We start from the raw sequence: 23,250 nt of genomic DNA, 5'->3' as shown, positions 1-23,250 counted from the left end.
GGTTTCTGCGGTCAGACGCTCGAATTGGTGCAGTCGTCGGCGGCGGACCGAGCAATCGTGAGCGAGATGGGGTCCGCCCCTCCGGTGTGATAGACGACGTGGCTCGTGATCATCGTGGCCTCGAGTCGTGGTGGCGGGACGACGGCGGCGGTCTGTGGGTAGCGTTGTGCACCGGTCGTCGACCACGATGCCTGGACGAGCATCGGGCACCCGGGGGGTGGACTTCCCGTGAGGTAGGCGTCCGTCGGCCCTCTCCGCCCGTCGCCCGCGCTCGTGTAGTACGGCGTCATCCGCGTGAGGTGGTCGTCGCTCGTCCACGCACCCGGGACGTGGCGTTCGGCGAACCCCGTGCTCTGGAGTTCCGCGGGGGTGGTGACGCCCTTGTACGGGAGGACGTCGAGGCCGCCGTAGGCTATCGGGATGCTGGCGACGCTCGCGAGGACGACGACGACGGCGAGCGCGCCGGCGGCCGTACGCGCCGACGGTCGCCTGCGGTCGAACCCTGGAATGTCGTCGAGGAGGCCTGTTCGAGTGCTGATGCGAGCGGCGGCGACGGCGGCTATCGTGACGACGGGGAGGTGCGAGAACGTCTGGACGCGGTAGAGGGTGTTCAGGTAGTCGGCGGTGAGGGAGGCTGTCAGGGAGATGCCGACGAGGACGACGACGGCCGCGAGTCCGGCGAGGAGCGACGTCCCTTCGGTGGTGTCGAGCACGTCCGGGAGACCGTAGGCGAGGAGGACGACGAGGAGGACGAGCGGCGCGATCCCGTAGAGTATCGTTGGGTGCGTACTGGGGAGCCCGGGGAAGATGGGGGCGAGGGCGTTGACCGCGAGGACGACGAACCAGGTGAGGAGGACGCTCGCGAGGAGGGTACGCTTGGTGCTGTCGCGACGGCTGGTGAACCAGCGGAGGCCGATGGCGGCCAGGACGAGCCACGCAAGGATGAGACCGGGGACGGTGGTCAGTCGGTCCTGCTGGTTGATGCTGGCGTCGGTGAGTGTTTGCGTGGCGACGTTATACGTCGCGAAGTACGCGAAGAAGCCGATGGCGAGTGTACCGAGGGACCTGAGCCGCCCGAGTTCGGCAGAGTCGAGTGCAAGGACGGCGAGGAGGACGAGCGCGAGCGCGAGGACGAACGCGTCGAGGTTGTGGACGGCTGGAACCACGAGAAGCGTTGGCAGGGCGACGAACCACCAGCGGGCGTCACGTCGACTGGCGTACGCGACCGCGAGGAGCGCCAGTGGGACGAGCGCGAGCCCGAGAGTCTGTTCGTCCACCGGCATCGACCGGTGGAGGTAGAGGCCTTCGACGGCGAGGACTACCGCTGCGAGGACGGCCGCGTACCGGCGACCGAGTGCGTCGAGACGGGTACCGGCGGCGATGCGGCCCGCGAACGCTGCGGCGAGGAGTACTGGGACTGTGCCGACGACGGCGATAGCTGGTTGAGCGTGCCTGAGGGCGTCGAGGCCGGTGACGTGCGAGATGGTGGTGAGGAAACTCGTGAACGCGAGTTCGTCGACGTGCATCCGCGAGAGCGGGAGGGAGCCGGTGCGAACGGTATCGTGGACGAAGCGAGCGTAGATGATGCCGTCCGGGTTGAACGGGAGCGGCGAGTGCCAGAGCGGCCACGTCCGGAGGGCGATACCGACGGTGAACGCGGCCGCGATACCGAGGACTGCCTGTCGTCGATTCATCATCGGTCACCTCGTTCGAGGAGCGATATCGGGTTGGCGCGGAGGACGGGGACGGCGGCGACGACGGTGCCGGCGAGCGCGAGCGCGAGCGCGGTCCCGGCGGTGATGGCGAGGAGACCGGGGGCCAGTCCGGGTGCGACGTCGACGCCGAACAGTCGGAGGAGCCCGCTGTGGTCGAGGGCGGCGACGGCGAGGCCGCTTGCGGCGACGGCGACGGCGGTGGTTACGGTGCCGATGCGGACTGCGTCACCGACGAGGACTCGGAGGACCTGCGTGCGGCTTGCGCCGACGGTCCGGTAGACGCCGAGTTCGTGGTGCTTGGCGTGGACGTCGTACGCGAACGCGGCGGCGGTTCCGGCGACGGACATGAGTGCGGCGAACCCGAGGACGACGGCGAGCACGAGCTGGACGTTCCCGAAGACGGTCGCGATGGCGCGACCGATGCCGGTCGACCCGGCTCCGGTGCCGGCGCGCGAGGCGAGTGCGGCGGCGAGGCGGTCGTCGCCGCGGACGGCGAGCGCGTGCGAGACGACGGTGCGGCCGTCGACGGTCGCGGTGAACGCGTACGAACCGGGCGCGATTCGACCGGGTCGGGCGACGTACCGGTCGCGACCACCTGCGGGGACGGTGACGGTTCGCGTCGTCTGGACGCCTGGCCCGCCGATCGAGACGGTCTCGGTCACGGACTGGTTCCAGGGGTTGGTGGCGACGAGTGCCGGCGTCGGTCGTGCGAGCGGCGTCACTGACGCCGGAGCGTTCCAGTCGTAGGTGAGCGACCGCGTCGCGTTCGCCGCTACCTCGACGGTCGTGGTCGTCTCGTAGCCGTCGTGTTCGACGACGAGCGTTCTCGTCCCGGTGGTGGCGAAGGTTACGGTCGTCCGACCGTCGGCGCCGGTTTTCCGGGTCTGGTCGTCGAACGCGACGGTCGCGTTCGCCGGACTTCCCGAAAGCGTTCGGACGACGACGGTGAGCGTGGCGTTCGGTGGGACGCGGTCCGGGAGGCCCTCGACTGTGACCGCGTTCGGGGGGACGACGGAGACGGTTCGAGTCACGTCGCCGACCTCGACGGGCTGCTCGCCGGTCGCGTTCGGTGTCACCGTCCAGTCGAGCGTCGACGTCTCCGACGCAGGGACGTCGGCCTCGATGCGCGTGGTCGCGTCCCCGAAGCGAGCGGGTAGCGAGACCGACTGCGGTTCGTTCGTGGGGTTCAGGACGCTGGCGGTGACGCGCACGGGGTCGCCGACGGCGACTCGCTCGGGGACGGTGACGTCGATAACGCGGACCGAGTCGTCGCCGTCGACGCGGTCGTCGAGCCGAACGAAGTGCACGCTATCGTCGGCCTTCCCCGTGAGATGCCGGCTCGTGGGGAGGGAGACGACGAGCTGGTCGTCGTGGTATCCGGGCGCGTCGTAGCGGCCGACGACGTCGACGCTCGTGAACGCCGGCGTGGTGCTGCCACCGAGCGTGACGGTGTCGCCGACACCGAGGTCGAGCGTGGCCGCGAGGTCCGCGCCCACGACTGCTTCGTGACGCGCACTCGGCGTGCGTCCGGCTTCGATCGTCGCGTCACTGACGGCCGCGAATCGGTCGTACTCGGCGCCCCTGACGAGCGTCGCCCGTCCGTCGAGGACGGTGAACGCGAGCACCTCCGGACTCGCCTCGACGCCGCTCCCCTCGAAGACGCCCGCGTACGCCGTGGGGACGTTACTCGCGACCGGGTGGACGGCGCCCGGTTCGGAGAGCGTCTGACCGCCGCCCGCGACCAGCGGGCCGAGCGCTCCCCCGACCGCGGCGACGACGAGCACGACCGTCACGAACACCGTGAGGGCACTCGCGGCCGGCCACAGGACGCGCCAGGACAGCACCGTCGGCGAGAACCGGCCGTCGGCGCTCTCGCGGTCCCGGTCGGCGTCGACGTGCGCGGGGTTCGCGAGCACCGACGGGAGTGCCGCGAGCGCGCCGGCGACGACGCCGAGCGCGAGCACGACGACGTACCCCGGAAGTAGCGTCGCCGCTATCTCCGCGGTGACGCGCGTCGTCAGCGACGTCGGCAGTCCGGCGAAGACGGCGACGTTCACCGCGGCGTTCGTGCCGATGACGCCGAACGCGTACCCGAGCGCGAGCCCGACGGCGACGAGGATGCCCGCACGCACGGCGAAGTCGACGAGGACGCGCCGGCGACTCCCGCCGGTGACGCGGATAACCTTGATCGTCCGCCGGTGGTCGCGGACGGTCATCCGGGTCACGCTGAACACGATACCGGCGGTCAGGATGCCGACGCCGAGGGACGTCACGGTGAGGAGCGCTCGCACGCCGCGGGTCGCCGCCGCGAAGAACGCCAGTCCGCCCTGGAGTGGCGTTCCGTCGTTCGCGGCGACCGTCGACGCGTTCCGGATGACGTACCCGCCGGTCGACTCGCTCGCCCGAACGCCGTCGGTCGAATCGACACCGCGAACCAGGTCGCTCCCACCGACGTACCAGTCCCCGGGAACGACCGTCCGACCACCGTCCCTCGCGACCACGCGAACCGACCGCGTCGTCGACCCGCTGGGCACGATAACGGACGTCGTCTCCCCCGGGCGTTCGACCGACACCCCCCGCGGGGGCGGCCCCGGTAACGGCACGCCGACGGTGTCACGCACCCACGCCGCACTCGCGTTACTCGCCCCGACCAGTATCCGACGGTCGCCGTCGGCGCTCCCCCCGTCGACGCGCCCGCCGTCGACAGTCACCGCCGGGAGGTACACACCGTCCTCGACCGACTGGTCCTCCACGCCCTCGGATTCAGCGTCGACCGCGGAGACGACGCCCGGCGTCCCGAAGTCCGCCGCGATAGCCGTCGTCTGGCCCGCGACCGCACCCGCCACCATGACCGTGCTCGTGAAGAACGCAACCGCGACCGCGACCGTCAGCACCGTCAGGTGATCGCGTCGAGAGAACTCGAACCAGAGCTGGCGGCGATACGACATCGAGCGCGGTCAGTCCGACGCCGCGGAATCGGCCGTCGCCCCTTCCGGTGGGACGACCGACCCGAGGACGTCCTCGACGACGTCCTCTGGCGAGACGCCCCCGAGGTCGGCGTCGGTGTTCAGCACCATCCGATGCCGGAGCGTCGGCAACGCGATCGCCTTCACGTCGTCCGGGATCACGTACTCTCGGCCGTGGATCGCCGCACGCGCCTTCCCCGCGTTCAGGAGCGTCAACGCCGCACGCGGTGACGCACCGACGTCGACGTGCTCGTGCTCGCGGACCGCCCGCACCACGTCCAGGATGTACTCCTTCACCGGCGGCGCGACGTGCACGGCCGCGACGACCTCGCGTAACTCGGCGACGTCACCCGACGACAACACCGGCTCGACGGACTCGGCGTCCAACGTGACGTCCGCGTCGAACCGGTCCAGAATCCGGCGTTCGTCGTCCCGGGACGGCGTGTCGACGACGAGCTTGAACTGGAAGCGGTCGCGTTGCGCCTCCGGCAGCTCGAACGTCCCCTCCATCTCGATGGGGTTCTGCGTCGCGATGACCATGAACGGCGTCGGGAGCGCGAGCGTCTCGCCCTCGATGGTGACGCGACGCTCCTGCATCGCCTCCAGGAGCGCGGACTGGGTCTTCGGCGTCGCGCGATTGATCTCGTCGATGAGGAGGACGTTCGCGAATATCGGACCGCGCTGGAGCTGGAACTCGCCGGTCGCCTCCCGGTAGACGTGCGTGCCCGTAACGTCCGCCGGCAGGACGTCCGGCGTCATCTGGATGCGGTTGTACTGGACGCCGACCGCGCGAGCGAACGCGTGGCCAGCGGTCGTCTTCGCGACCCCGGGAACGCCCTCCAGGAGGACGTGCCCGCGCGTCAGGAGCGCGACGGTGAACTGCTCGATAAGCTCGTCCTGTCCGATGAGGACGGTCTGGGTCTCGTCACGGAGCGCTTCGTACGCCTCGGCCGGGGTCATCGTTCGCCTTCATCGTTCTGCGACCGACGGTTAATACTTTGCGCGAGACGCTCGACGCGGTCGGCGTCCCAGTCCGGGTGGCGGTCCCTGATGAACGCTCGGACGTCGTCGTCGCGAAGCGGCGTCCGCGGACGCTCCCGGCCGAGTCGGTCCTCGAGCGCGGCGAGTGGACTGACGCCCTCGAGGAGCGCGGCGGCGAGCGCGGCGAGTGGACTGACGCCCTCGAGGAGCGCGGCGGCGAGCGCGACGAGTACCGCGCCGACGGCGAGTTGCGCGAGCGCGGACTCCTCGAGGACGAGCACGAGGACGGCGAGCGGCGGGACGCCGCCCGCGTGCGAGTAGTCGAACGCCACCGGGCCGTCGTCCGCGAGCGCGACGACGAACGCGCGATTGTCCTGCCGGTCGAGCATCGTGTTGATGAACAGGCTCGGGTCGGAGACGACGACGACGGTGCCGTCACCGACGGACTCGGCCGTCACGACCGGGCGGGCGCCGAGCGTCTCGGCGTCGTCGAGCGCGTCGTTCCGGTTCACGTCCAGATAGCTGAACGACGAACTCCGCGCGAGCACCCGCACGTCATCCGTCGCGTTCACCACGGACGGATAGTTGAGCGCGAGGCGGTCGACGCCGCGCGTGTACGTGCTGTTCGTGACGTTCGTGGCGAGGGGCATCGCGGGGGTCGCCCCGTACCGTCGCTCGTCGCGGAGCAGGCGGCCGTCTATCCTCGCCTCGGCACCGACGCCGGAGAGCAACGCGTTGGCGCCGCCACCGAAGTCCCCGGCGACGACGAGCGTCCCGCCGCGTTCGACGAACGCTCGCACCGCCGAGAGCGACGCCTGATCGTACTCGCTCACCGGCGACAACACCACCGCGGTCGCGTTCGACGAGAGCGACTCGTACGCCTCGGCGTCCCGAACGACGGTCGTCTCACCGTGTTCGGCAGCGAGCACGCGTGCGTCCTCGGACCCGTCCCACGCCGGGTTGTACCCCCCGAAGGCAGCGGTGGACGTGCTCCCGGCGTAGACGACGCCAGCGACGGCGACGAGCACGACGAACGCCAGCACGTACTGCGGGAGCTCGACGCGCATCTAGAGGACCCCCGGCGGCAGTATCTCGAGGATGCGTCGAACGACGACGTACGCGAACGCGACGAGGCCCAGGCCGATGAGCCACTTCAACCGCGCCCGCCACGTGGGCGTCACGTTCAGCGGTGCCGTCAGTTCCACGACCACGAGGAACCCGATGAGGGTGGTCACGAAGAACAGTTCGTACGCGAGGGCGTCCACCAATGCCAGGACGAGTGCACTCCCGAGCGCCCACGCCATCGTCCCGGCGACGAACCGTTGGCGACGCCGCGTCGTCATCGCAAGGAACTCGTCCGGGCGGTGATAAGAAGGTGTCGTCTCCACAGCAGACCGCGCGTGCTACAGTCGCCCCGTTCCCGTCAGTCGTCGAGTTCGTTCCCGCACTGGGCGCAGACGTTCGCCTGCCAGCCAACCGTCTGTACCACGGCAACCTCCTCGTCGCACGTCGTGCAATGAACTGTCTCACTCATGGTCCCAACTACCGTTACCACACGCTACACTCCGATCGGCCATTAAATATAAGCGTGAATATCCCGGGAACCAGACGGTCGATACCGACGAAGCTATCCGCCCCGGCCCGATACCCCGTCACGATGTGGCCCTGGGGACATCTCGGTCTCGGCTATCTACTCGCTCGCGCGAGCGTCCCGACGGACCAGGTTCGCGGCGCACACCTGCTGGCCGTCGCGCTCGGCACGCAATTCCCCGACCTGGTCGACAAACCGCTCGCGTGGACGTTCACCATCCTCCCGTCCGGCCGGAGCCTCGCGCACTCCGTGTTCGCGCTCGTCGTCGTCGTCGGGTTCGCGTGGGTCGTCTGCCGTCGCTACGACCGGCCGACGCTCGCCGTCGTGTTCGGCATCGGGTACGCCAGTCACCTCCTCGGGGACTCGCTTCACGCCCTCGTCGGTCTCGAATGGGAGTTCCTGACCTTCCTCGTCTGGCCGCTGCTCGAACTCCCGCCGTACGAGAACGACTCCTCGTTCGTCAGTCACTTCCTGAACTTCGAACTCGGCGCGTGGACGCTGTTCGGGTTCGCACTGTTCGCGACGGCCGCCGTTCTCGTCGTCCACACCGAACGCCAGCATCGTCGCTGACAGCCCGAATTCCCCGTCTTGACCTGGTGATACCCCTGGTGAGCCGTCGCTCGCCCACCCAAGCGGCCCGTCGGGCAGCGCCACGGACCGACTTTCAGCGACGTCGGCCACGGCCGCCGCGCCCACACATATAAATGTCGCGAACGGCTAGACGGCAACAGAATCCGATGGCTCGTCTGAATCGAGAACGTGGAACACAGGAATCGGTCGCCAGTTCGGACGAGCAACAAACCGACGAGTCGGAGACGGAGACGTGCCCCGAGTGCAACTCCGAACGGCTCGTCACGAGCGGGGACGGCGACGAGCTCGTCTGCGACGACTGCGGGCTCGTTCTGGAGGAAGACATGATAGACCGCGGGCCGGAGTGGCGTGCGTTCAATCACGGCGAACGAGAGAGCAAGAGCCGCGTCGGCGCCCCGACCACGCAGACGATGCACGACAAGGGGTTGACGACGCAGATCGACTGGAAGGACAAGGACGCGTACGGGCGCTCGATCTCCTCGGAGAAACGCAGCCAGATGCAGCGCTTGCGGAAGTGGCAGGAGCGCATCCGGACGAAGGACGCGGGCGAACGCAACCTGCAGTTCGCGCTCAGCGAGGTCGACCGGATGGCGAGCGCGCTCGGCGTCCCACGGTCGGTGCGAGAGGTCGCCTCCGTCATCTACCGGCGCGCGCTCAGCGAGGACCTCATCCGCGGCCGGTCCATCGAGGGCGTCGCGACGGCGTGCCTGTACGCGGCGTGCCGACAGGAGGGCATTCCGCGGAGTCTCGAAGAGGTCGCCGAGGTGTCTCGCGTGGAACAGAAGGAGATCGGGCGGACGTACCGGTACGTCTCGAAGGAACTCGGCCTGAAGATGGAGCCGGTCGACCCGAAGGAGTACGTGCCGCGGTTCTGTTCGGAACTGGAGGTGAGCGAGGAGGTGAAGATGAAGGCGAACGAGATCATCGACGTCACCACCGAGAAGGGCTTGCTCTCCGGGAAGTCCCCGACCGGGTTCGCGGCGGCCGCGATCTACGCCGCGAGCCTGCTCTGTAACGAGAAGAAGACACAGCGCGAGGTCGCGGACGTCGCGCAGGTCACGGAGGTCACGATCCGGAACCGGTATCAGGAGCAGATCGAAGCGATGGGCATCCACTAGTCCCTCGAGCCCGCTCCCGGGGGTGACCGACGCTCTGCGAGGGCGTCGTCACGTCCGCGTAATGTCGAACAGTAAAGGACCAGTGCTACGGAGTCACGGGTATGGCTGACGAGCCCATCGACGACGTGGATCGCGCGATCCTCCACGCGCTCCAGGAGGACGCGCGGAACATGTCGTCCGGTGACATCGCGGAGCGAACCGGGACGTCCGACAGTACCGTCCGCAAGCGAATCCAGCGACTCGAGGAGAGCGGTGTCGTCAAGGGGTACGAGGCGAGCGTCGACTACCAGAAGTCGGGGTATCCGCTGCGGATGCTGTTGTTCTGTACGGCGTCGATCCCCGAGCGCGGGACGATCATCCCGGAGATACTCGAGATCGAGGGGGTGGTGTCGGTACAGGAGCTGGTGACGGGCGAGCAGAACCTCTTGGTGACGGCGGTGGGGGAGTCGGACAACGACATCACGCCGGTCGCCCAGGAGCTGCTGGACATGGGGTTGACCGTGGCCGACGAGGTGCTGGTTCGGAGTCACGAGACGACGCCGTTCGGGAAGTTCGACACGGGCGGCGGCCGCGACGACGAGTGAGTGCGCGGGGCGGGCTAGAGGAGGACGCGTTCGACGTCGAGGCCGGTGGCGCGGCGGACGACGGCTTCGACGGTGTCCTCGGTGCCGGCGAGGTTGTGCGAGTCGCCGTCGAGGACGAGGAGGGCGGCTCGCCGACCGGGTTCGACGACGCCGCAGTCGAGTCCGGCGATGTCGGCGCCGGCGGTCGTCGCCATCCGTAACACGTCGCGGGCGGTGACGTCGAACTGCTTGGCGGTGAACGCCATCTCGCGGAACATCGACGGTTGGTTGAGCATCACGTTGTCGGTGCCGAGTGCGACCGTGGTGTGGTCGAGGAGGTCGCGTATCGGTGCGCTCCCGACGTCGAGGACTGCGTTCGCGCGTGGGCAGACGGCGATGGGGACGTCCTGTTCGGCGACGCGGTCGAGGTGGTCGTCGCGCGCGTGGACCATGTGGACGAGGAGGTCGGGTTCCAGGTCGAGTGCGGGATGGATGTCGGTGGCGTCGGGTTCGCCGGCGTGGATGGCGAAGGGGGCGTCGCGCTCCGTGCACGTGGCTCGCTCCGTGGCGAAGTCGTCGTCGTTCGCGCCGGAGGCGCCGTAGCCGTCGGCGACGTCGAGGACGGCGGTGTCGTCGCTCCCGAAGACGAACGCGTCGACGTCGAGGGGGTCGGCTGCGTCGCGGAGTGCGCGCGCCCCCGGGATGCCGTTCTCGCGGAAGTCGAGCGTGGCGACGGTGCCGGTCCGTGCCATGTACTGGAGCGTTCGCGTCATCGCGTCGACGAGTTCGGTGCGGTCGGCGTCGGCCAACCGTCGGTGCTTCAGGCTGTCGGGGGGTGCGACGGCGTCGTCGAGCGACAGGGAGACGGCGGCCTCCTTCGCGATGGAGTCCCCGAGGTGCGTGTGAGCGTTCACGAACGCGGGGAGGACGATGTCGGTCGATTCCGTGGCGGTCTCCTCGACGGCCTCGATGCGGCCGTCGTCGACGACGACGCGCCCCCGGATGGGTTCGAAGGACCGTCCGGCGAGGATGGTCCCCGTGAGTTCCTCCATGCAACGCACTGCGGCGTTGTTCACGATATGGGTTTTGAATCGGGAATATCGAACGAACTGGTAACCAGTGGCCGTTCGTGGGAGTGATGCGTCGAACGTGGACTCGTGGTTCTGTCTCCGCGCGTTCGAAACGGCCGTCTCTGGGGTGTTCTCCGTCGGGCGTCGCAACAGTCAGGGGCGTGCCACCACGACCCATGCGAAAACATAACGTTCTTTCGGGCGATTCTTGCGAACGATTTGGGAACATAGATAGATTTATTAGTTAATCTGTTCTCTCATCGGCCGAATACGACTGGTCTGGTCGTGGCGTGCGGGGCGGACGGCCCGAACCGGTCGCTTCGAGCGAACGATGTCAGGACGCACCTCGCGGACGACGGTCGGATCGCTCCCGGACACGACGGCTGACACGCCGCTCGTGGCCGTGGCACTGACGTGGCTCGTCTGGTCGCTGTTCGCCGCGAGCATCGCCGCACTCCTCGCGCACGTCCGACTCGGCGGCCCCTGGGAGTTCGCGGGCGTCGTCGCCGTCGACGGCCTCACCGTACTCATGTGGGTCGTCGTGACGTTCTTCAGCGGCATCGTCCACAGTTACTCGCGGCGGTACATGGCCGGGAGCGCTCACGAGACGACGTTCTTCGCGACCGTGTTCGCGTTCACGCTCGTCGTGCTCGGGCTCGTCGCCGCCGACCACGTCGCGCTCTTCGTCGTCCTCTGGCTCGCCATGGGCCTGCTGATGGCCGAACTCGTCGGGACCGTCGACGGCTGGCCGCAGGCACAGGCGGCCGCCAGCGTCGCACGCCGGTACTTCCTCGCCAGCACCGCCCTCCTCGGCGTCGCCCTCGCGACCCTCTGGTCGACGACCGGCGCGACCACCGTCTCCGGCATCGGGGCCGTAGCCGACTCGCTCGGGGGGCTTCCCTGGCTGGTCGCGGTCGGCGCGCTCGTACTCGCCGCGATGATCCAGTCCGCCCTCGTCCCGTTCCACGGCTGGCTGCTCTCCTCGATGACCGCTCCCACGCCCGCCTCGGCGCTCATGCACGCCGGGTTCGTCAACGCCGGCGGCATCCTCCTCACGCGGTTCGCGCCCGTGCTCTCCGTCGACGCCACCGCCATGCTCGCCGTCGTCGCGGTCGGCGGCGCGAGCGCCATCGCCGGCAAGCTCCTCAAGTCCGTCCAGACCGACGTCAAGGGCAAGCTCGGGTCGTCGACCGTCGGCCAGATGGGCTTCATGCTCATGCAGGCCGGCCTCGGTTTCTTCGGTGCCGCCATCACGCACCTCGTCCTCCACGGCTTCTACAAGGCCTACCAGTTCCTGAGCGTCGGCGAACAGGTCGAACGCACCACTCCCAGCGACCGCACCGAACACACCATCGGGCGCGTCACGACCGTCCCCGGCGCCGTCGTCGCCGCCCTCACTGGCCTCGCCGGTGGCGCGGTCTTCGCGGCCCTCACCGGGAAGGGAACCGCCGTCGACAGCGGCCTCCTCCTCACGTTCTTCGTCGTCTTCACGACGCTCCACGCCGCCCGCAGCGCCGTCGCCCACACCTCGCTCCCGACGACCGCGCGGTACGCGGCCGTCCCGCTCGTCTTCCTCCCCGCGATAACCGTCTACGCCGTCGTCTACGAGGCCATCTCGGGGCTGCTGGCCGTCGGCACGGTCACCACCGACCTGACCGTCATCCACGGCGTCATCGCCGTCGGGTTCGTCGCCATCTACCTCGGCATCGAGACCGGCGTCCACGAACGCAGTCGGCGCCTGTACGTCGCCCTCCTGAACGCCAGCCAACCGTCGTCGGACACCCTGCTCACCACCACGGAGGACTACAATGAGTACTGACCCCACCACCGAAGCGCGCCTCGAGGACCACTCCGGGGGCGCCGTCGAGGACCGCATCGAAACCGCTATCGACGACGCGGCGAGCGTCGTCGGGAACGCGTGGCCGATCCACTCGTTCGTGACCGCCAACCCCCTCTCGGGGTTCGAGACGCAGTCGTTCGACGACGCGGTCGCGCAAGCCGCCTCGCTCCTGGGCGGCCGCGGGTACCCGAGCGCGGACACGTTCCGGCGGGCGCTCGCTGCCGGCGAGATAGACCGCGAGACGCTCGACGCCGAACTCGCCGACGCCGGCCTCGACGACGACCCCGAAGCGCTCCTCGACCGCCTCGCGGACGCGGCGACCACCGACCCGGACGATGCCGACACCGAGAGCGAGCGCGTCGACCGCGTGCTCTCGAAGTGGCTGTCGGCGTTCCTCGACGAGGGCAGCGCGCACTGGTCGATGCCGAACCGCGACGCCGGATTCTACGCCGCGTTCCGCGACGTCGTCCCGCACGACGGGGACGTGCCGACGGACGGAGTCCTCGCCGACCTCCCCGAGCGGCCCGTCGACGCCATCGCGACCGTCCTCGACCCGTACCCGGAGAGCCAGTGGCAGGCCATCTTCGAGGAGCAACTCGCGGCGCTCTCCGGGTGGACGAGCTTCGTCAAGCAACGCGGGGCGGACGGCGGCGAGTGGCAGTCGACGCACCCGATGACGCTCGCCGGCTACCTCGCAGCGCGTCTGGCACTCGCCGACGCCGTCGGCGCCGACATCGAGCCCACGGTCGAGCGCGCGGGAGGCCAGCCCGCCGACGACGTCGCCGCGGCGTTCCTCCGCGCGTGGGAAGCGACGTACCGCGACGAGCTCGTCGATACGGTGGCGTCCGCGAGCGAATCCCTGAGCGACCGCGAGGACGGCGGGCGGCCCGACGCGCAACTCGTGTTCTGCATCGACACGCGCTCCGAGGTCATCCGCCGGCACCTGGAGGCCGAGGGCGACTACGAGACCCACGGGTACGCGGGCTTCTTCGGGGTCCCGATGCGCTACGAGGGGTACGACGCGGACGTGGCCGTCGACGCGTGTCCGCCAATCCTCGACCCCGAGCACCACGTCTCGGCGTTCCCGACCGACGACGACGACCAGGCCACGCACGACCGCTGGCTGGGGATCCGCGAAGCGGCGGACGAGATCGTCGAGACCCTGGAGGCGAACGCCGCGACCGCGTACGGCTACGTCGAGAGCGCCGGCGGCGGATACGGCGTCTCGCTCGCCGCCCGGACGCTCGTCCCCGAGCGCGTCCGGAACCTGTTCGAGGCGCTCGACGAACCGGTCCCGGACGCCCACGAGTTCTGCGACCCCGTCGTCGACCACCAGCACACCTACAACGGTGACCTCCCGGTCGGACTGACGACCGAGGAGCAAGTCGAGTACGCAGCCACCGCCTTCGAGCTGATGGGCTGGGAGACGTTCGGTCGCCTCGTCGTCTTCACGGGGCACGCGAGCGAGACCGCGAACAACCCGTACGCGTCGAGCCTCGACTGCGGCGCGTGCGCCGGCAACCCCGGCGGCCCGAACGCGCGCGTCCTCGCCGCCATCTGCAACGACCCCGACGTGCAGACGGCGCTGAGCGAGCGCGGAGTCGACGTCCCCGAGGACACCGTCTTCCTCGCCGGCGAACACAACACCACGACCGACGAGGTCGAGCTCTACGACGACCACGTCCCCGAGAGTCACGCCGAGGACCTCGAACAGCTCCGCGCGGACCTCGCCGCGGCGCGCGAGGGCGCAGCCGCAGAACGCGTCGAATCGATGGACGGCGGGGACGTGCGCGACGACGAAGGCGTCCGCGACGTCGAACGCCGCGCGGCGGACTGGGCGGAGCCCCGCCCCGAGTGGGGGCTCGCCGGGAACGCCGCGTTCGTCGTCGGCCCCCGCGAGCTCACCGCGGACGTCGACCTCGACGGGCGCGCGTTCCTGCACTCCTACGACCACTCGACCGACCCCGACGGCGACGCCCTCGAAGCCATCCTCACCGGGCCGATGGTCGTCACGCAGTGGATCAACGCCCAGTACTACTTCTCGACCGTCGACAACGCCGTCTACGGCAGCGGGTCGAAGGTCACCCAGAACCCGGTCGGGAACGTCGGCGTCTACCAGGGCAACGGCGGCGACCTCATGACCGGGCTGCCGCTCCAGTCGCTGTTCGCCGCCGCCGACCGGCCCCACCACCAGCCGCTCCGGCTATCGACGGTCGTCCACGCACCACTCGACCGCGTCACGAGCGTCCTCGCCGCGCACGACGACCTCCAGCAGCTCCTGGACAACGACTGGCTGTCGCTGACCGTCGTCGACCCAACCCAAGACCACGGGTTCTTCGAGTACGACGAGGCGCTGGAGTGGACCGCGGCGTCGGTGGACGCGCTCGGTCGCGAGGACGCACCGACCGTCGCGCCCGCCGCCGACGACTGACACCTCGAACCGGACCGCGGCCTCCGCTCCGCGGTCTCGGATTCGAGTTCGCGCTCACCGACCGGCGGCCGGGTCGAGAGCGCTCGCGACCTCGCTGGCGATGTCGGGGTCGTCGGTCCAGAACCCGTCGTACGCGTCGCCGTCCTGTCTCGCGAGCAGCGCGTTCGCCGTCGAGTCCTCGTCGCCACCCAGGAACGCGATGACCCAGTAGCGCTCGCCGTCCACGACAGGGTAGTCGTGGTACGCGATTCCCGGAACCTCGGGGGGCGACCAGTCGTCGGCGCCGTAGACGTGGACGTCGAGGTCGGTGTCGGTCGCGAGCGTCCGGTACACGTCGAACTGGGCGCGATACCTCGACATCGACTGGAACCCCGCGTGGAGGACGCCCGTGCCGATGCGGAACGCGCGCTCCTCGATCTCGCGACTCACCGCGAGCAACTCGCGTCGCGCCATCGCCGTGAACACCGTGTCGTCGAGGACCTCGAACAGCACGCGGTACCCGTCGGAGACGTCGTCGGCGTCGCCCGGCCGAACGACGGGCGGTTCGAGGAGGTCCGCGAGGTCCGCGAGCGCGATCGCGCCCGCGAACTCGCCGTCGCGCTCCACGACGACGAACGGCGCTGGCCCACCCGAGGGGAGCGTGCGGTACTCGACGTGGACGTCGTGGTTCGCGAACCGCTCGGCGACGTCCACGTCACCGCGGTCGTCCGCGCCGACGTACACCGTGAACTGGGAGCGGGCGGTCCGCGCTCGCCCGATGAGTGCGTCGAACATGGATATCACTCCCGGGCCGACGGCGAGTCTCGCTCGCGTTCGATGGTCGCCTTCGTCTCGTCGGTGAGTGCTTCGAGGACCACTCGGCCACTCGTCGGGTCGTACGAGACCACTCCGAGGTCGTCGAGGAGCGGGAGATGATGGTGGTGGAGCTCCACCTCGATACGAGCCCGGTCGGTCGCCGTTGCCATCGGCCGGTTCCCCGTCGCCTCCCACCCGGCGAGGATGGTGGCGAGCTCGTCGCGGGTTCGCGACCGGTCGTCGAAGAGCAGCGTCACGAGGCGACGACGACACGTGGACGCGAGCACGCGGTGGACGTCGTCACGCGAGAGGTCGTTGGGACTGCTCGGCCCCGCGTCAGCAGGCCCTTGCTTCTCCGGTTCGTCGTCGCGCATCGGTCCTTACGACTACGCAGAGAACCCACATAGTCTTTGATGATGGATGTTGTTCGAGGGGTCGCTACACTGTCAGAGTGCCGACGGACCCGCTCTCGAAGTACGCCCTGAGGTATCCGCGACCCTCTACCGCTCTGGCATGCTCGCGTTCGTCCTGATGCGCTGCCGTGGAATCGTCCCGTGGTCGCTCCTGGTCGACGTCGACCAGACATCACCGAACCGATTCCGCTGCCCTCGTTCGCCCCGAATCCCCCAATCAGGGACTCCGCACCCCGGACTCTCGACCGATTCGACCGGTGAAACCCCGGAGTCTCGACCGATCGTCTCAACGCATACGTCTGGTTCAGCCTCCACGACGTATTCGTACCGCCCAGGTCCTACACGGGTGGGGAACCACTCTGGGAAGAATTCACGCAGATAATCAAAAAGAGACTATTCCTAAAAATGTGAGGGGTTCAGGGACTGGGATGCCCTCACACTTCCTATGAGCAAGGAAGTGACGTCGGCGTCTTTCGACTCTCATCTCGACGCACTGGGTCATATCGACCGGCGACGGCTGCTCCTTGCACTTCTTCACGCGAACGCCGACGGGGACCTACCGGTCGATGTCGAACAGCTGGAGCACGCCACTGCTGAGAAGTCCCCCCGCCTGTCGATGCACCACGTTCACCTTCCGAAACTCGACGATCACGGATTCATCGACGCTAGCCTGAATCACTATTCCGTGACTCCAGGCCCACGCTTTGAGGAAATAAAACCGCTCCTCGAACTACTGGAGACGAATCGGGAGCAGTTACCCGACGACTGGCTCTAACAGTCGCGAGGGCGGCAGTACTCACTCGCTCGCATGGACAGGGCCACTAAACCGTGCCAGCGTGGCCGAGTGTGAACGACTCCGACGACGATCACGCCGCCAGCTCCGACGAACGCGGCTATTCTGGGTGTGGATCGCGTGTCGGGAGCAAGCCCTGCGCCAGCAACCGGCGCGAAATCACGACGAGGCCATTGCGGAACCCGCCACCGAACACCGCCTGTTCCTCCTGTGTGTTGGGAACGATCGTACTGACGAGGATCGTCGACCGGTCGACGAGCAGGAGCCGTCCGATCGCCAAATTCTCGTCAGATCCCTCTCCGCTGCGCAGCCAATCCAACCCCGAAAGGAACGTCGTGGCTTTCGGGACGGCATCGTGAATTCGTGCTTCGAGCGATTCAGTTACCGCACCAATCAACAGATCAACCCCAGGTCCAAGTTCGTTCAGACTGTCGATCAACTGCTCCGTCAGCAGCGAGTCGTCACCGAGGACCAACACGACCTCCTCGGTTGCGTCGCTGATGAGCTGATTCGACCGGTTCGCGATCGCATCCGTCCCGGACATCGACCAGACCTCCTGGACCGGGTCTTCGCCCTCCGGGTCCACTGGGTCGGCCTGTTCGAGGGCGTTCGCGAGGCGGTCGACGCGCGCCTCATACTGGTCGCGAAGGGTCTCGGTGGCCTCTTCGAGCGGCACTGCCCGAAACCGCTGTGGACTGGAATGCTGGACTTCGACGAGTCCCTGTGCTTCCAACAACCGGACGGCGTCGTAGACCCGTGTTCGGGGAACGTCAGTGACCTCGCTGAGTTGCTTCGCCGTTCCGCTCGAGAGGCGCGACAACCCGACGAAACACTTCGCCTCGTACTCCTTCAAGCCGAGTTGCTGGAGTACCTCAACTGCTTCTTCTAGCGTTTCATCTGTGCTCATGTGTCCCAACTCGTAACCCGGGGATGCCCGGAGTTCTCGGAGCATTCGACCGCTGGCCGGATAGGCGTTGTCACTCTCCAAGAAGCGATTCACCAGTGGTAGAGGGCCACTTCCGTGATACAGCCGTTATTACCGCCCTCTATCCACTGCCCCAATTCTGTTGTAACCCACAGAATCACAAAAATTTTGGAGAGGGATACAAATCGACTCTCGCCCGACCTTAGACAATATTCGATCTTCACTCAGTTAATCACAAAAGAAATATACTGGTCGGGGCAGTATCCTGAAGCCGGCACGCGGCTCGGAACTTGTGTCCCAACCACAACCCGATGCGTGCCGGCCCCGGCCACTTTCCGTGGCTGGGTTTCAAGCGTACCGAGGTCCCCAGAGTATGAGTACTGATCCGTTTGACGATCCCCACTCGACAGCGATCGACCAGCTCGAACAGTTCGGCCTCAGTGCGTACGCTGCGCGGACGTTCGTTGCCCTCGTGAGTCTCGGGACAGGCACGGCAAAAGACGTGAGTGGGGTCTCGGACGTCCCCCGAACCCGGGTGTACGATGCGATCGACGAACTCCACGACTTCGGACTGGTCGACATTCAACAGTCCTCCCCCAAGGAGTTCTGGGCGATTTCAGCCGAAACCACCGTCCGAAAATTCGAACAGGAGATGGACCACCGACTGTCGATCCTGACGACAGCGCTGGACGAGCTCGAACCCGTTCAACGGAGCGTGGAACAACGTGGGGTCTGGACCGTCGACGGCCAGCCAACGGTCACCGATCGCGTGATAGAGTTCATCAATGAGGCGGACGACGAGATCGTCTATATGACCGTCGAGGACCTGCTCACCGAGGACATCATCGACGCGTTACGTGACGCCGCAGATCGCGGGGTGACGATCAGCCTCGGTGGCGTCTCGGCGGACGTCCAAGACCAAATTCAGGACGAGATTCCCGGTGCCGAGCTGTTCGAATCGCTATGGGTCTGGTCAGACACCCCCGCTGGCCGACTCATGATGGTCGACGGCACGAAGACGCTCGTGAGCGTGCTCGTCAACGGCACGGACCCGAGCCCGTCCGATCCACGGGCCGAGACCGCCATCTGGGGCGCGGGCGACACGAACAGTCTCGTGGTCGTGCTGAAAGCGATATTCACCTGGCGGCTGCGGAACGCTGACTCGCCTTCGTAAGACTACGAACAGCAGAATCAGTCGGTATCATTCTTCGACGGGGTATTGGCCGGTTTGTGGTTCGATTGTTCGTAGGGTGTGGAGCGAACCTCAGTAGTTGAGACTGGCGCTCTCAATGCATACGCTCTGGGCGATACAGTATTATCCCAATCTAACATCCTTTGTCAATATCGGGCGTTCTGCATGAACTGGAATGAATTTGTGCCTAACCTGTGGCCGATTTCGGCAATCGACTAAGTCAGTTCCCCGGTCAGTACGATCTGTATGTCATCGGGCATCTCTCGGAAAGCGTTTCTTCGCGCAACTGGAGTCGCACTTGCTGCGACTATCGCAGGGTGCAATAGCACAACAGACAACAGCGGACCGAACACCAATACACAGACCTCTCCTGAGACTTCTCCGCAATCCGAACAACAGAATGACGACTCTCCGACGTTCGGAAATTTCTACGTCGGCAACGCAAACACAAGCAGTAGTACAGTCATCGACGGACGTGCTGAAGTCGTATATACACGGCCCGATACGGCCACCGACAAGTCACCCGTCGTAATGGTGCCTGGCCTCGGATTGTCACCGTACATTTACCGGACGACACCTGACGGTCGACGCGGCTGGGTGGAGTACTTTGCCGAAGCTGGCCATCCAGTGTATGTATTCAACCCGCCTCGAAACGTCGATTCAGGTGGCTTAGACACTGCTGCCCTCCAGAACTCTGACTCCGCGTCACTCTCTCGGTGGTCTATCGATCGAGCATGGCCGACGTGGGGGTTCGGACCTGAAGTCGGTGACCCATACGAGGACGTTCGATACCCGGTTGAGTCGGTCGACCAACTCGTTGCGTCATTCCCCGCATACGTTAGCACTGGTGGCGGAGGTGGCGGTAGACAAAGTGGGGGCCAGACGGGTGGACGTGGCGGCGACCAGAACTCCACACCTGCGGATTCCACTGAGACAGCAGCTGGAACCCAGACTGGGTCGACTACCGGAGGTGGCGGTGGGAGTCGGTTCGCACCACCCCAAGAGACTGCCGCCCTAGAGGCGCTTCTCAACCGTGTTGGTCCGGCAGTGCTGCTCGTTCACTCAGCGGGCGGTAGTTCCGGATTCACAGTTGCACAAGCTGCGCCGGACCTCGTTGAACGGATCGTCGCAGTTGAGCCGGTCGGTGCGCCGACTGACCCGCAAACTGTGGCGGAGATGGGTGGTGATGCACCGTTCATGGGCGTGTATGGCGATTATGTCGACGAGCGTGGGCAGACTGGTCGCAAGGAAGCGACCCAGACAACTGCAGAGCTCGCAGGAGAGACAAGTCCCGCATCGACGCTGCTTAGCCTTCCGGACGAAGGGATATCCGGAAATACACATCTCATGATGCAAGACGACAATAACGGTGAAATCGCTGATCGGATTATCTCCTGGATTAGTGACTGATTTGAGGCCGTAGTATCGTTCGGCCCGAGACAGAATGTATTTGCACCGACCAAATGAATACTCGATAGATGCGGCAGTTGCTCTGGTGGCTCATTGGTGGGTCTCGTGGAGGCCGAAATCGGCTTCGTATCCTCCGCGCACTCAACGACCAGCCACGAAACACCAATCAATTGTCGAATGACCTAGGTTTGAACTACAAAACAGTGCAGCACCATCTCGAAGTCCTCGAGGAGAGCAATATTGTGACCACGGAGGGTGACAATTACGGGCAGATGTACTTCCTCTCAGACAGAATGATGAACAACCTCGACATCATGGAAGACGTGGCGGAACAGGCCGGAGTTGATGATGATTCGTAACTGGATCAAGGGTCCACTTGGAACGACAGTAGCGAGTGCGACCGCCGCGAGTGGTATCGCACTCTTAGTCGCACTATTCACATCAGTTCCGTCCCATGGCCCTCCGTCGAGGGCGCTGTCCTCCCAGGTTGAACTGCTCATTCGGATGGAGGTTTTCTTTACCACCCTGAACCTCGTGTTACTGGTGGCACTCGCAGTCATCTACGTGCAGCTTTATCGCGATCTTCCGAACAAGTACACAGCAAGCCTGCTTGTGCTAAGCCTCGCGCTGCTCCTATACGCGGGTACGTCAAATCCAGTAGTACACAACGTCTTCGGCTTCCGCCCTCGCCCAAATATCGGCGCGTTCGTGTTTCTCCCGGACTTCTTCATCGGACTTGCCATCCTAGTTCTCCTCTATCAGAGCCAGACCTGAGTTCGAATCAATTTTTCAGAGGTATGAGTTGGCTTTCATAGACTGATTTCGTTCACCGATTAGACGGACTCTTTAGCCTCTCCAGCTATCTCCTGATGTGGGTGTGACGCGTGAGTCACGCCGGACTGTCTTCCGTCGAATTGCTCGCCAACCGACTATCAAGTGGCCAGTCTATACTTCAAACCCGCTGTATGACCGCGCTTCACTTGCCGGATTAGAGTCGGATATTCGCGCCGTCGCAGGAGCTTGGTTCGATCACGTCCACCACGAGTCAGTTGAGAAGTTCGTTTGCTCACTTCCGCTAGCGTATTTTCAGTTCAACGTACACGACCGCTACGTGGGACCAACTCGCTACGAGATTGACACACTATTTCGGTTATTCGTTCTGAAGGAACTCCACGGGTGGGAGCACGAGACCGCACTCTGCGAGTACCTCGAAAGCCATCTCGAACTCTGTGAATGTCTTGGGCTGGGTGCCGTTCCCGACCAATCGACACTCTGGCGCAGTTGGCACACGCGCTTCAACGATGAGCTTCGCGAGACGGTCCAGAAAGCGGCTCGAACGATTCTCATCAAAGCGCAGAACGCCGACGTCACCGTCCCCCGCGAACCAGAGCAGATCCTCCCGGCTCGTTGCGATGACGTGGACGAATCGGTTCCAGACGACCGAGCCATTCTGGACAACGCCGATAGAGTCACCGAGCACGTCAGCCGTGTCGTGTTCCCTGCGTTCTCGCTCAATCGTGGCGAGGGCTGTGAGGTCCACGAGCACGCTTTTTGAGACCTACAGACGTATCTCGGACTGCGCGAGCGGCTGGCTGCAAACGAGGGTGCTCGCAGTTTCGTCCACGAGTCAACGCGGGAGCGGACACCACTCGGACACGCCCACCGCGACCACATTCGTGATCTCTCTATCGAGCAGATTCGAGCGATGTACCGGCAGGCAATTCGACGACTCATTGATGAAGTCGCAGAGACGGAGAAGTTCTTCCGGGCAGGGATCGTCGCTATCGACATCACCGAGGCTGCTCCCTTCACCGGCGACCGGACCGGCCACGAGGACGAGATCATCGGGACGAAAGAACAGACCGACGAGTACGCCTATCAGTGGGCGACCGTCCAGCTGGTCGGGAACGCTGTCCCACTCGTCCTCGATGCCCGCCCGGTACGGAAAGGCGAGTCACGACTAGAAATCGTCGAGGACTTGCTGAATTCGGCTGAAGAGCTCGTTCACGTCGATAACGTACTGATGGACCGGGAGTTCGATAGCCAGCACGTCCTGGAGATGATTAGTCAGCGCGGGCACTCCTACGTCGTTCCGAAGCGGACGCAGACCAGCGAGAAAGCCCAGGCCAAGCGATTGCTCCAGCGCGATCAAGGCCGATATGAAACTGACCGGAAGCTCCACCTCGGCAAGAACGAGTGGCACGAGACGACGCTGACCTACCGACGGAAAGAGGACTCCGAGCACGACGATCACCGGCAGTATTCGGTGTTCATGACGAATCGGGGGAGCGGACACCTTACGGAGTACGGCTACAGGTGGGAGATCGAGAGTGGGTACAGGTCGATCAAACGGTTCATGGCGGCGACAACGTCGAAGAACTTTGGGCTGCGATTCTTCTACTTCGCGTTTGCGTGTCTGCTGTACTCGATCTGGCGAACTGTCGATCTCCTCGTCCAAGCCGAATTGACTGGCGAGTATGAGCACTCACCGGTGATTACAGCGGACAACACGCTGACGCTGCTGAAGAAGGAAACTGGAATCGGGTAGAGAGACACTCTGTCTGGGTTAGCCCGCCGTCTGAGTGGCTACACTATTGGACGTCTGAAAAAATCTGCCCATATGGTTGAAAGTTTGGCAAGAATGGCCGCTTGGAGAGTGATCTGGAGCAGTTTCCGCTGACCGAATCGGTCAAATTCGCGCATCACAGGCCCGCTAAACCCACTGTCGTCTCAACTTCCGCTCAAGCAAATTTGCTATAGCGAAATACCATTTATGAACGTGCTCAGCGTGCGTTGTGGGCGTCCACAGCACGGAAAACGGCAGATGCGACCCGTTACTCGAGCACTTTCGCTTTG

The 23,250-nt window shown here is 65.7% G+C and carries 19 protein-coding genes and 1 pseudogene; 11 read left to right on the top strand and 9 right to left on the bottom strand.

Features of this window, described 5'->3' with window-relative positions:
* Nucleotides 1-11: 11 nt before the first annotated feature.
* Genes ACZ48X_RS00485 through ACZ48X_RS00465 form a run of 5 tightly spaced genes read right to left on the bottom strand, consistent with a single transcriptional unit; the run spans nt 12 to nt 7,005 of the window.
* Nucleotides 12-1,694, bottom strand: coding sequence for a hypothetical protein (locus ACZ48X_RS00485; RefSeq protein WP_336351536.1), 1,683 nt, complete (start codon nt 1,692-1,694; stop codon nt 12-14).
* Nucleotides 1,694-4,663 (bottom strand): FtsX-like permease family protein, encoded by a 2,970-nt coding sequence (locus ACZ48X_RS00480; RefSeq protein WP_336351537.1) that lies wholly within the window; start codon nt 4,661-4,663, stop codon nt 1,694-1,696. The genes ACZ48X_RS00485 and ACZ48X_RS00480 overlap by 1 nt, the downstream gene beginning before the upstream one ends.
* Nucleotides 4,664-4,672: 9 nt before the next feature.
* On the bottom strand, nt 4,673-5,641 hold the full coding sequence (locus ACZ48X_RS00475; RefSeq protein ID WP_336351538.1) for an AAA family ATPase: 969 nt from the start codon (nt 5,639-5,641) through the stop codon (nt 4,673-4,675).
* Nucleotides 5,638-6,729 carry a DUF4350 domain-containing protein gene (locus ACZ48X_RS00470; RefSeq protein ID WP_336351539.1) on the bottom strand — a complete coding sequence of 364 codons (1,092 nt, stop codon included), beginning with the start codon at nt 6,727-6,729 and terminating at the stop codon, nt 5,638-5,640. The genes ACZ48X_RS00475 and ACZ48X_RS00470 overlap by 4 nt, the downstream gene beginning before the upstream one ends.
* Nucleotides 6,730-7,005: a hypothetical protein gene (locus tag ACZ48X_RS00465; protein ID WP_336351540.1), complete on the bottom strand. Its 276-nt coding sequence runs from the start codon at nt 7,003-7,005 to the stop codon at nt 6,730-6,732.
* Between the two features lie 314 nt (nt 7,006-7,319).
* On the opposite strand from ACZ48X_RS00465, the gene ACZ48X_RS00460 reads away from it, so the two are divergent.
* The 3 genes from ACZ48X_RS00460 to ACZ48X_RS00450 all read left to right on the top strand — a co-directional run bounded on the left by ACZ48X_RS00460 (nt 7,320) and on the right by ACZ48X_RS00450 (nt 9,546).
* Nucleotides 7,320-7,823 (top strand): metal-dependent hydrolase, encoded by a 504-nt coding sequence (locus tag ACZ48X_RS00460; protein ID WP_336351541.1) that lies wholly within the window; start codon nt 7,320-7,322, stop codon nt 7,821-7,823.
* 167 nt (nt 7,824-7,990) lie between these two features.
* The gene (locus tag ACZ48X_RS00455; protein ID WP_336351542.1) at nt 7,991-8,962 is read left to right on the top strand and encodes a transcription initiation factor IIB; all 972 of its coding nucleotides are present in this window, start codon (nt 7,991-7,993) and stop codon (nt 8,960-8,962) included.
* Nucleotides 8,963-9,063: 101 nt separating this feature from the next.
* Entirely contained in the window at nt 9,064-9,546 is a 483-nt protein-coding gene (locus ACZ48X_RS00450; RefSeq protein ID WP_336351543.1) for an Lrp/AsnC family transcriptional regulator, read from the top strand.
* Between the two features lie 14 nt (nt 9,547-9,560).
* On the opposite strand, the gene ACZ48X_RS00445 is transcribed toward ACZ48X_RS00450, so the two are convergent.
* Entirely contained in the window at nt 9,561-10,577 is a 1,017-nt protein-coding gene (locus tag ACZ48X_RS00445) for an amidohydrolase family protein (RefSeq protein ID WP_336351544.1), read from the bottom strand.
* 349 nt (nt 10,578-10,926) lie between these two features.
* Between ACZ48X_RS00445 and ACZ48X_RS00440 the strand changes: the two genes are divergently transcribed.
* Together ACZ48X_RS00440 and ACZ48X_RS00435 are read left to right on the top strand one after the other, a co-directional pair.
* The gene (locus tag ACZ48X_RS00440; protein WP_336351545.1) at nt 10,927-12,414 is read left to right on the top strand and encodes a proton-conducting transporter transmembrane domain-containing protein; all 1,488 of its coding nucleotides are present in this window, start codon (nt 10,927-10,929) and stop codon (nt 12,412-12,414) included.
* Nucleotides 12,404-14,866: a DUF2309 domain-containing protein gene (locus tag ACZ48X_RS00435; RefSeq protein ID WP_336351546.1), complete on the top strand. Its 2,463-nt coding sequence runs from the start codon at nt 12,404-12,406 to the stop codon at nt 14,864-14,866. Before ACZ48X_RS00440 ends, ACZ48X_RS00435 begins: the two co-directional genes overlap by 11 nt.
* 54 nt (nt 14,867-14,920) lie before the next feature.
* Here ACZ48X_RS00435 and ACZ48X_RS00430 read toward each other — a convergent pair whose 3' ends face one another.
* Together ACZ48X_RS00430 and ACZ48X_RS00425 are read right to left on the bottom strand one after the other, a co-directional pair.
* Complete coding sequence (locus tag ACZ48X_RS00430) at nt 14,921-15,640, bottom strand: DICT sensory domain-containing protein (RefSeq protein ID WP_336351547.1); 720 nt, start codon at nt 15,638-15,640, stop codon at nt 14,921-14,923.
* A gap of 5 nt (nt 15,641-15,645) precedes the next feature.
* Nucleotides 15,646-16,035: a DUF7344 domain-containing protein gene (locus ACZ48X_RS00425; protein WP_336351548.1), complete on the bottom strand. Its 390-nt coding sequence runs from the start codon at nt 16,033-16,035 to the stop codon at nt 15,646-15,648.
* A 484-nt stretch (nt 16,036-16,519) separates the two neighbouring features.
* Between ACZ48X_RS00425 and ACZ48X_RS00420 the strand changes: the two genes are divergently transcribed.
* Entirely contained in the window at nt 16,520-16,849 is a 330-nt protein-coding gene (locus ACZ48X_RS00420) for a hypothetical protein (RefSeq protein ID WP_336351549.1), read from the top strand.
* Between the two features lie 118 nt (nt 16,850-16,967).
* Here ACZ48X_RS00420 and ACZ48X_RS00415 read toward each other — a convergent pair whose 3' ends face one another.
* Entirely contained in the window at nt 16,968-17,774 is an 807-nt protein-coding gene (locus ACZ48X_RS00415) for a TrmB family transcriptional regulator (protein ID WP_336351550.1), read from the bottom strand.
* A gap of 391 nt (nt 17,775-18,165) precedes the next feature.
* Here ACZ48X_RS00415 and ACZ48X_RS00410 point away from each other — a divergent pair, with 391 nt between their 5' ends.
* From ACZ48X_RS00410 to ACZ48X_RS00390, 5 genes and pseudogenes are all read left to right on the top strand, one after another.
* Complete coding sequence (locus ACZ48X_RS00410) at nt 18,166-18,966, top strand: TrmB family transcriptional regulator (protein ID WP_379762720.1); 801 nt, start codon at nt 18,166-18,168, stop codon at nt 18,964-18,966.
* 1,065 nt (nt 18,967-20,031) lie between these two features.
* Nucleotides 20,032-20,394, top strand: a complete 363-nt coding sequence (locus tag ACZ48X_RS00405) for an alpha/beta hydrolase family protein (RefSeq protein ID WP_227133030.1) — start codon at nt 20,032-20,034, stop codon at nt 20,392-20,394.
* A gap of 68 nt (nt 20,395-20,462) precedes the next feature.
* A complete protein-coding gene (locus ACZ48X_RS00400; protein ID WP_227133031.1) occupies nt 20,463-20,753 on the top strand; it encodes an ArsR/SmtB family transcription factor in 291 nt (96 codons plus the stop codon).
* The gene (locus ACZ48X_RS00395; RefSeq protein WP_227133032.1) at nt 20,740-21,168 is read left to right on the top strand and encodes a DUF8036 family membrane protein; all 429 of its coding nucleotides are present in this window, start codon (nt 20,740-20,742) and stop codon (nt 21,166-21,168) included. Before ACZ48X_RS00400 ends, ACZ48X_RS00395 begins: the two co-directional genes overlap by 14 nt.
* A gap of 97 nt (nt 21,169-21,265) precedes the next feature.
* Nucleotides 21,266-22,942: pseudogene (locus ACZ48X_RS00390) on the top strand (transposase).
* Nucleotides 22,943-23,250 lie beyond the last annotated feature (308 nt).

The sequence above is a fragment of the Halorubellus litoreus genome (assembly GCF_055378595.1).
Note: the sequence above shows the minus strand (reverse complement) of the source record. Positions and strands in the feature narration are given on the sequence as shown.

What these genes read in the sequence shown, in the direction of transcription:
- ACZ48X_RS00485 (WP_336351536.1), bottom strand. Translation starts at nt 1,694, where the DNA reads ATGAATCGACGACAGGCAGTCCTCGGTATCGCGGCCGCGTTCACCGTC.
- ACZ48X_RS00480 (WP_336351537.1), bottom strand. Translation starts at nt 4,663, where the DNA reads ATGTCGTATCGCCGCCAGCTCTGGTTCGAGTTCTCTCGACGCGATCAC.
- ACZ48X_RS00475 (WP_336351538.1), bottom strand. Translation starts at nt 5,641, where the DNA reads ATGACCCCGGCCGAGGCGTACGAAGCGCTCCGTGACGAGACCCAGACC.
- ACZ48X_RS00470 (WP_336351539.1), bottom strand. Translation starts at nt 6,729, where the DNA reads ATGCGCGTCGAGCTCCCGCAGTACGTGCTGGCGTTCGTCGTGCTCGTC.
- ACZ48X_RS00465 (WP_336351540.1), bottom strand. Translation starts at nt 7,005, where the DNA reads ATGACGACGCGGCGTCGCCAACGGTTCGTCGCCGGGACGATGGCGTGG.
- ACZ48X_RS00460 (WP_336351541.1), top strand. Translation starts at nt 7,320, where the DNA reads ATGTGGCCCTGGGGACATCTCGGTCTCGGCTATCTACTCGCTCGCGCG.
- ACZ48X_RS00455 (WP_336351542.1), top strand. Translation starts at nt 7,991, where the DNA reads ATGGCTCGTCTGAATCGAGAACGTGGAACACAGGAATCGGTCGCCAGT.
- ACZ48X_RS00450 (WP_336351543.1), top strand. Translation starts at nt 9,064, where the DNA reads ATGGCTGACGAGCCCATCGACGACGTGGATCGCGCGATCCTCCACGCG.
- ACZ48X_RS00445 (WP_336351544.1), bottom strand. Translation starts at nt 10,577, where the DNA reads ATGGAGGAACTCACGGGGACCATCCTCGCCGGACGGTCCTTCGAACCC.
- ACZ48X_RS00440 (WP_336351545.1), top strand. Translation starts at nt 10,927, where the DNA reads ATGTCAGGACGCACCTCGCGGACGACGGTCGGATCGCTCCCGGACACG.
- ACZ48X_RS00435 (WP_336351546.1), top strand. Translation starts at nt 12,404, where the DNA reads ATGAGTACTGACCCCACCACCGAAGCGCGCCTCGAGGACCACTCCGGG.
- ACZ48X_RS00430 (WP_336351547.1), bottom strand. Translation starts at nt 15,640, where the DNA reads ATGTTCGACGCACTCATCGGGCGAGCGCGGACCGCCCGCTCCCAGTTC.
- ACZ48X_RS00425 (WP_336351548.1), bottom strand. Translation starts at nt 16,035, where the DNA reads ATGCGCGACGACGAACCGGAGAAGCAAGGGCCTGCTGACGCGGGGCCG.
- ACZ48X_RS00420 (WP_336351549.1), top strand. Translation starts at nt 16,520, where the DNA reads ATGAGCAAGGAAGTGACGTCGGCGTCTTTCGACTCTCATCTCGACGCA.
- ACZ48X_RS00415 (WP_336351550.1), bottom strand. Translation starts at nt 17,774, where the DNA reads ATGAGCACAGATGAAACGCTAGAAGAAGCAGTTGAGGTACTCCAGCAA.
- ACZ48X_RS00410 (WP_379762720.1), top strand. Translation starts at nt 18,166, where the DNA reads ATGAGTACTGATCCGTTTGACGATCCCCACTCGACAGCGATCGACCAG.
- ACZ48X_RS00400 (WP_227133031.1), top strand. Translation starts at nt 20,463, where the DNA reads ATGCGGCAGTTGCTCTGGTGGCTCATTGGTGGGTCTCGTGGAGGCCGA.
- ACZ48X_RS00395 (WP_227133032.1), top strand. Translation starts at nt 20,740, where the DNA reads ATGATGATTCGTAACTGGATCAAGGGTCCACTTGGAACGACAGTAGCG.